Source organism: Longimicrobium sp. (genome assembly GCF_036280135.1).
Lineage (GTDB): Bacteria > Gemmatimonadota > Gemmatimonadetes > Longimicrobiales > Longimicrobiaceae > Longimicrobium.
Genome location: NZ_DASURI010000062.1, coordinates 1 through 6,616, shown reverse-complemented (window position 1 = coordinate 6,616; position 6,616 = coordinate 1). Strand labels below are relative to the sequence as shown.

Annotated in this window: 1 protein-coding gene; it reads left to right on the top strand. The window is 77.4% G+C overall.

The features are described from left to right. Positions 1 to 6,616: non-ribosomal peptide synthetase (locus VFZ20_RS02105; RefSeq protein WP_329682162.1), on the top strand; the 6,616-nt coding region annotated here is incomplete at both ends.

Below are 6,616 nucleotides of genomic sequence, written 5' to 3'. Positions count from 1 at the left end.
GTCTCCCGCCGCCACGGCCGCGGTGCACGCCCTGGCCCGCCGCGGGGGGATCACCGCGGGGACGGTGGCGCAGGGCGCGTGGGCCCTGCTGCTGTCCCGGTACGCGGGCGAGGAGGAGGTCCTCTTCGGCACCTCGGTCTCGGGGCGGCCGCCGGAGCTGGAGGGGATGGAGGAGATGGTGGGCGTGTTCGTGGCCACCCTTCCCGTGCGGGTGCGGGTCCCCGGCGACGCCCCGGTGCTGGAGTGGCTGCGGGAGCGGCACCGGCGCGACGCGGCCCTGCGCGAGCACGGGCACGCGCCCCTGGTGCGCATGCAGGGGTGGAGCGACGTGCCCCGGGGCCAGCCCCTGTTCGAGAGCATGCTCTCGTTCCAGAACTACCCCGTGGACGCCGCGGCCCGTGCCCGCTACGGCGTGGACGAGACGTGGGGGATGGAGGTGGACGACTACCCCCTGTGCATCGTCGTCACGCCCGAGGGCGACGAGATGGCGCTGGAGTGCACGGCCCACCGCGCGCGCCTGGAGCCGGAGGACGCCGACCGGCTGCTGCGGCACCTGGCCGTGGTGCTGGAGGCGTTCGCCGCGGACCCTGGCCGCCTCCTGCGCCACGTGCCGCTCCTGGCCCCCGGCGAGCGCGCCGCCGCGCTGGGGGCCGCGGCGGGGCCCGCGGCGCCCTTTCCCCGCGACGCGCGCGTGCACGAGGTGATCGCCGCCCGGGCCGCCGCCTGGCCCCACGCGCCCGCGGCCACGGGCGGGGGCCGCACCCTGACCTACCGCGCCCTGCTGGACCGGGCGGAGCGGCTGGCCGGCGCCCTGCGGGCCCGCGGGGTGGGCCCCGAGTCGCGCGTGGCGGTGCTGCTGGAGCGGGGGACGGAGCTGGCGGCGGCCCTGCTGGGGGTGCTGCGGGCGGGGGGCGCCTTCGTCCCCGTGGACCCCGGCTACCCGGCCGACCGGATCGGGCTCCTGCTGGAGGACAGCGGCGCCGCCGTGGTGGTCACGCAGGCCGCCCTGCGCGACCGCCTTCCCCCGTTCGCCGGCCCCGTGCTGTGCGTGGACGACGCGCCGGACGCCGCCGGTTCCGACGGCGGAATGATAGACGTGATGGACGTGATGGACGGGGCGGACCCGGAGAGCTTGGCGTACGTCATCTACACGTCAGGCTCCACGGGGCGGCCCAAGGGGGTGATGGTGTCACACCGCTCGCTGCTGTGCTTCGCGGAGGGCGCGCGCGAGCGGCTGGGGCTGGCGGCCTCCGACCGCTTCCTGCAGTTCGCCTCGCCCGGCTTTGACGTGATGGTGGAGGAGGTGTTCCCCGCCTGGCTGGCCGGCGCGTCCGTTGTCTTTCCGTCCGCGGAGCTGCTGGACGCGCCCGCGGCGCTGTCGGAGACCCTGCGCGCGGAGGGGGTGACGGCGCTGGAGCTGCCCACGGCCTACTGGCACGCGTGGGCGCGGCTGCTGGCGGAGGGGGGCGCCCCCGTGCCCCCGTCCGTCCGCTTCGTGATCGCGGGGGGCGAGCGGATGCTCCCCGAGCGCCTGCGCGACTGGGCGGGGACGGGCGTGCCCCTGGTGCACGTCTTTGGCCTCACGGAGACCACCGTGTCGTCCACCATGCTGCGGCTGGAGGCGGGCGAGGACGGCTCCGTGCACGGCAACCTCCCCGTGGGGCACCCGCTGCCCAACGTGGCCGTCCACGTGCTGGACCGCGGGGGCGAGCCCGCCCCGGACGGGGTGCCCGGGGAGCTGTTCATCGGCGGCGAGGGGGTGGCCCGCGGATACCTGGGCCGCCCCGCGCTCACGGCCGCGCGCTTTGTTCCCGACCCCTTTGCCGCCCGCCCCGGCGCCCGGCTGTACCGCACGGGCGACCGCGCGCGGCGGCGGGCGGACGGCGCCCTGGAGTTCCTGGGCCGCCTGGACGAGCAGGTGAAGGTGCGGGGGTTCCGCATCGAGCCGGCGGAGGTGGAGGCGGCCCTGGCCCAGCACCCCGCCGTGGGGCAGGCGGCCGTCGTGGCGCGCGAGGACGCGCCGGGCGAGCGGCGGCTGGTGGCGTACGTGGCCCCCGCGCCCGGGTACCGCCGCGGCCCCGGGGGGCTGCACCCCGTGCGGATGTCGTGGTGGCCCTCGCACGGCGAGGCCGGCTACTACGACGACCTGATGTACAAGGCCATGGCCGAGGACCACCGGCGCAACCGCGGCTACCTGGAGGCGCTGTCGCGGGTGGCGCGCGACCGCGTGGTGGTGGACGTGGGCACGGGCGCCGAGGTGGTGCTGTCGCGGCTGGCCCTGCAGGCGGGGGCGCGAAAGGTCTACGCCATCGAGACCAAGGAGGAGTCGTACCGGCAGGCGCAGGCGTTCGTCCGCTCGCTGGGGCTGGAGGACCGCATCGTCCTGGTCAAGGGAAACGCCCTGGAGGTGGAGCTCCCCGAGCCCGCGGACGTGTGCGTGTCGGAGCTCATCGGGTGCATCGGCGGGTCCGAGGGGGCCGTGGCCATCCTGAACACGGTGTGGCGGCTGCTCAAGCCCGGCGCCGTGCAGGTGCCGCGGCGCTGCCTGACCCGCATTGCCGCCGTGGAGCTGCCGGCCGCGCTGCACGCGGAGCCCGCGTTCGAGCCCATCGCGGCCCACTACGCGGAGCGCATCCTGGACGCGCAGGGGCACCGCGCGGACCTCAAGCTGTGCGTGCGCAACTTTCCCCGCGACCACCTGCGCACGGACGCGGGGGTCTTCGAGGACCTGGTGTTCACGGGGCCCCTGGAACCCGAGTACACCCGCGAGGTGGAGCTGCGGGTGGAGCGGGGCGGCCGCGTGGACGGGTTCCTGATGTGGATCGAGCTGTTCATGGACCAGGCGGTGGACGTGGACTCGCTGGAGCACGAGTGCTGCTGGCTTCCCATGTTCTTTCCCGCCTTCTACCCCGGCATCCGGGTGGACGCGGGCGACGTGTTCCGCGGGCGGTGCGTGGTGACGCTGGCGGAGAACGGGGTGCACCCCGACTACCGCGTGGAGGGCGTGCTCGTTCGCGCGGACGGACGCGAGGAGCCGTTCGCCTTTGTCTCGGCGTGGCGCCGGCGGCCGGACGAGCCCAACGCCCTGCACCGGCGGCTGGTGCGCGGCGACGGCGTGTCGGTGCTCCCCGTGGACGAGGCGCGGCCGGCGTCGCACGTGTCGCTGCACGCGCTGCGGGAGCACCTGGGCCGGCGCCTGCCCGCGCACATGGTGCCCTCCGTGTTCGTGGCCGTGGACGCGCTCCCCCTGACCCCCCACGGCAAGACGGACCGCCGCGCCCTGCCGGACCCGGACGAGGGGCGGCTGGGCGGGGACGCGGCGTACCAGGCGCCCCGCGACGCCGTGGAGGAGACGTTGGCCCGCGTGTGGGCCGAGGTGCTGCGGGTGGAGCGGGTGGGCATCCACGACAACTTCTTCGAGCTGGGCGGCGACTCCATCCTCTCCATCCAGGTCGCCTCCCGCGCCCGCCGGGCGGGGCTTGCCCTTCGCCCGCGGCAGGTGTTCCTGAACCCTACGCCGGCGCGGCTGGCGGCCGTGGCGGAGGTGCTTTCCCCGGTGGCCTCCCCCGCCGGCGAGGCGCCGTCGGGCCCGGCGCCCCTCCTTCCCATCCAGCACTGGTTCTTCGCGCAGGACGTCCCCGACCGGGCGCACTGGAACATGCCGCTCCTGCTGGAGCTGCGCCGCCCCCTGGACCCCGGCCGGCTGGAGGCGGCCCTGGGGGCGGTGGCGGCGCACCACGACGCCCTGCGCCTTCGCTACGGGCGGGACGGGGAGGGCGGGTGGACGCAGCGCTACGCGCCGGCGGACGCGTCGCCCGTCCCCCTGGAGCGGGTGGACCTGTCGTGGGTGCCGGCGTGGGAGCTGGCGGGCGAGATCGAGCGGCGCTCGGCCGCGGCCCAGCGCGCGCTGGACCTGGAGCGCGGGCCCCTGCTGCGGGCCCTGCTGCTGGAGCCGGGGAACGGCCGCCCCCCGCGGCTGCTGCTGGCGGCCCACCACCTGGTGGTGGACGGCGTCTCGTGGCGCATTGTCGTGGAGGACCTGCAGGCGGCGTACGAGCAGCTGGAGGGGGGCGCCGCGCCCGCGCTGCCCCCCCGCACCACGTCGCTGGGCGCGTGGGCGGGGCGGCTGGCGGCGCACACGGCGGCGGGCGGCTTTGACGGCGAGCTGGCGTACTGGGCGGACGAGCCGCGGCGCATCCCGCCCCCCCTTCCCGTGGACGGCCCCGGCCCCAACCCCGAGGGGGGCGCGGAGACGGTCTCCGCGGCCCTGGACGAGGCGGAGACGCGGGCCCTGCTGCGGGAGGTGCCCGCCGCCTACCGCGCCGGCGTGGAGGACGCGCTGCTGGCGGCCCTGGCCCAGGCGTTCCACGCCTGGACGGGGGAGGCGGGGCTGCGGGTGGAGCTGGAGGGGCACGGCCGCGAGGAGCGGTTCGACGGCGTGGACCTGACCCGCACCGTGGGCTGGTTCACCTCGGCGTACCCGGTGCTGCTGGACGCGGGCGCGGGGGCGGACCCGGGCGCGGCGCTCCGTGCCGTCAAGGAGCAGCTGCGCGCGGTGCCGGGCCGGGGGCTCGGCTGGGGGGCGCTGCGCTGGCTGAGCCCGGACCCCGCCGTGCGCGCGCGGCTTGCCGCCCTTCCCGCGCCGGAGGTGGGCTTCAACTACCTGGGCCAGGTGGACGGCTCCGTCACGGGACCCTCGCTCTTTGCCCTGGCGGCGGAGTCGCCCGGCCCGGGGGTGAGCCCGGCGGCCCCCCGCGCCCACCTGCTGGACGTGAACGCCGCCGTGGAGGGCGGGCGGCTGCGGGTGGAGTGGCGCTACGGGGGGGCGGTGCACCGGCGCGAGACGGTGCAGGCGCTGGCGGAGGGCTGCCTGGCCGCCCTGCGGGCCCTCGTGGAGCACTGCCGCGCCCCGTGGGCGGGGGGGTGCACCCCCTCGGACTTTCCCCTGGCCGGGCTGGACCAGGCGGGGGTGGACGCCGTGGCGGGCAACGGGCGCGACGTGGAGGACGTGCTGCCCCTGACGCCCGCCCAGGAGGGGATCCTCTTCGAGACGCTGTACGCGCCGGCCAGCGGCGTGTACGTGGCCCAGTACCCCTTCGGGCTGGACGGCGCGCTGGACGAGGACGCCTTCGTGCGCGCCTGGGCCCGCGTGCTGCAACGCCACGCCGTGCTGCGCGCCGGCTTCGTGCAGGGGCCTGCGCGCCGTCCCGTGCAGGTGGTGCGCCGCGCGGCGGAGCTCCCCGTTCACCGCGAGGACCTGCGCGGGCTGGACGCGGCGGGCCGGCGGGCGCGGCTGGAGGCATTCCTGGCGCGGGACCGCGCGGCGGGCTTCGACCTGTCGCGTCCCCCCCTCATGCGGCTGGCCCTGTTCCGCACGGGCGACGCGGCGTGGGAGGCAGTGTGGACCTTTCACCAGGTGCTCCTGGACGGGTGGAGCCTGCCCCTCCTCTTTCGCGAGGTGCTGGACGGGTACGAGGCGTTCGCCGCCGGCGCCGAGCCGGCCGGGGGCGCCGCGCCGGCGTACCGCGACTACGCGGCGTGGCTGTCGCGGCAGGACCTCGCGGGGGCGGAACGCTACTGGCGCGGGGCCCTGGCGGGGTTCGCCGCGCCCACGCCGCTCTCCCTCGCCCCGCCGTCCGCCGCGGAGGGGGCGGGTGCGGCCGGGTCGGATGCGGACGCATCGGATGCGGACGAGGCGGATCGGGCGGACGCGTCGGCTCCGGCGGATCGGGCGGATCGGGCGGATCGGGCGGATCGGGCGGACGGGTCGGCTTCGGCGGGGCACGGGCGGGCGGAGGCCGTCCTCTCCCCGGAGCTCACGGACGCACTCCTGGCCGCCGCGCGGCACGCCGGGGTCACGGCCAGCACGCTGCTGCAGGGCGCGTGGGCGCTCGTCCTGTCCCGCTACGCGGGCGAGGACGACGTGGTGTTCGGCGGGGCCGTCTCCGGGCGGCCGGCGGAGGTCGCGGGGGTGGAGGAGATGGTGGGCTTCTTCATCAACACCCTTCCCGTGCGGGTGCGGGTGGACCCCGCCGCCGCCGTGCTCCCCTGGCTGCGGGCCCTGCAGGAGCGCCAGGCCGAGGCGCGGGACCACGAGCACGCCCCCCTGGCGCGCGTGCAGCGCTGGAGCGAGCTACCCGCCGGGGCGCCCCTCTTCGAGAGCCTGTTCGCGTACGAGAACTACCCCTTCGAGGAGCTGCTGGAGGCGCCGCGCGCCCTGCGGGTGGTGAGCCGCGGCGGGCGCGAGCAGTCCAACTATCCGCTCTCCGTCGCCGTCCTCCCCGGACGCGCCCTGCGCGTGGTCGCCACCTGGGACCGCGCCCGCTTCGGCGGGGACGGCGTCCGCCGGATGCTGGAGCACCTGCGCGCCGCCGTGGAGGGCCTGGTGCGCGCCGGCGACGCGCCGCTGGGCTCCATCGCGCTCCTCTCGGAAGCGGAGCGGTCGTGGCTGCTGGAGGCGGGGCGGGGGACGCCGGGCGCGCGGGGGGCGCCGGGGTGCGTGCACGAGGGGATCGCGGCGCGGGCGCGGCGCACGCCGGACGCGCCGGCCGTCGTCCACGGGGCGCGGGTGATGACATACGGGGCGCTGGACGGGGCCGCCAACCGCCTCGCGCGG